The following is a 1,579-nucleotide window of genomic DNA, read 5'->3' as shown; positions in this document are numbered from 1 at the left end:
AGCGAGGAATAGCCGGTGCCGAAATCGTCCATTGCTATAGAGATGCCGAGGTCGCGCAGGCCGTGCAGCGTGTTTAGCGTGTTTTCGTTGTTCGCCAGCAGCACCGACTCGGTGATCTCCAGCTCGAGCCGCGACGGCAGCAGCTCCGACGCCGCGAGCGCCGCGGCAACCTGAAGCGACAGCCCCTGCTGTTTGAACTGGGCCGGCGAGAGATTGACCGCGACCTTGACGGGCAGGGGCCATTTCGCGGCGTCGGTACAGGCACGCCGCAGGATCCACTCGCCAAGCGCGTCGATGACGCCCGTCTCCTCGGCCAGTTGGATGAACTCCGACGGCGGCAGCAGGCCGAGGCGCGGATGGTTCCATCGCACCAGCGCTTCGAAGCCGGTGAGTTGCGAGGTCTTTGCGTCGTGCAGCGGTTGATAGTGCAGGACGAACTGTTCTTTTTTCACGCCGAGTGCCAGCTCGGATTCGAGTTGGCGCCGCTCCTGCAGTCTCGCGTCCATTCCTGGCTCGAACGACCTGCAGGTCCCGCGGCCTTCCATCTTGGCCTTGTACAAGGCAAGGTCGGCATTGCGAATAAGGGTTTCAGAATTTTGCCCGTCGTCGGGGAAGACGGCGATGCCGATGCTGCCGCCGATGTTGATCTTGTGGCCATGGATGGAGAATTCGTCGGACAGGGCATGAATGACGCGGCTTGCCAGCACGCCGGCCTCGTCGTTACCGTCGAGCAGGAGCTGAAGGATGACGAACTCGTCCCCACCAATTCTCGCCACCATGGCGGTTTCGCCGGCATGGTGTTTCAACCGCTTCGCCACCGCACCGAGCAGCTCGTCGCCGACCGGATGGCCGAGCGTGTCATTGACCGGCTTGAAACGGTCGAGGTCGACGCAGTGGACGGCCAGCTTCTCGCCGTCCCTGAGGCTTCTCAATGCCTCGTCCATCGTTTCAGCCAGCAGGCCTCGGTTGGGCAGGCCGGTGAGAATGTCATGCGTGGCCAGGTGCTGGATCTCGGCGGTGCGTTCCTCGACCCGCCGCTCCAGGGTCTCGGCTGCCTCGACCTGCATCGTCATCGTCCGCCCGATCGCATACCAGCAGGCCAGCGCCAGCAGCGTGACCACCGCGACCGCCGCATAACCGGCCAGTTCGAATTCATGCACGGACTGGACGTCCAGGTTACTGTCGAACCGGCTGTTGGGGAAACCGGCCCAGAGACGCCATGCACTCCTGGGATCGTTGAGCGAGAGCGGGATGACTTCGGAATAGATCAGATTGGGGTCGGCCGCCGTGAAGGCACGGGAATCCGCCGCGAGCGCCGTCGACATCTTGTGCTGGTCGGATTCAAAGCCGTAGCCTGAATTGACGATGACATAGTCGCTGCTCGGCAACAGTTTGCGCAGCGCCGAGGTAAGCATGATCGCCGAGACAGAGCCGCGCAGGTTGCCATCCCCGCCGAAGACCGGGACCGAAAGGATGAAGCCGGAGCGGTCCGCGTCATTGCCGGTGTGGATGAAATCGGTGTTGTCGCAGGTGATGAGCTCCTTCGTGCCGATAATCGGCACGTTGAGCCCGTCGATGG

The 1,579-nt window shown here is 62.9% G+C and carries 1 protein-coding gene; it reads right to left on the bottom strand.

All coding sequences use genetic code 11. The features are described from left to right. On the bottom strand, positions 1-1,579 hold a 1,579-nt coding region (locus tag EN935_RS35285), incomplete at both ends, for an EAL domain-containing protein (protein WP_245489133.1).

It is taken from the genome of Mesorhizobium sp. M7D.F.Ca.US.004.03.1.1 (genome assembly GCF_003998635.1).
Classification (GTDB): Bacteria; Pseudomonadota; Alphaproteobacteria; order Rhizobiales; family Rhizobiaceae; genus Mesorhizobium; species Mesorhizobium loti.
The sequence above is the reverse complement of the archived record's forward strand: the minus strand, read 5'-3'. Positions and strand labels throughout refer to the sequence as shown.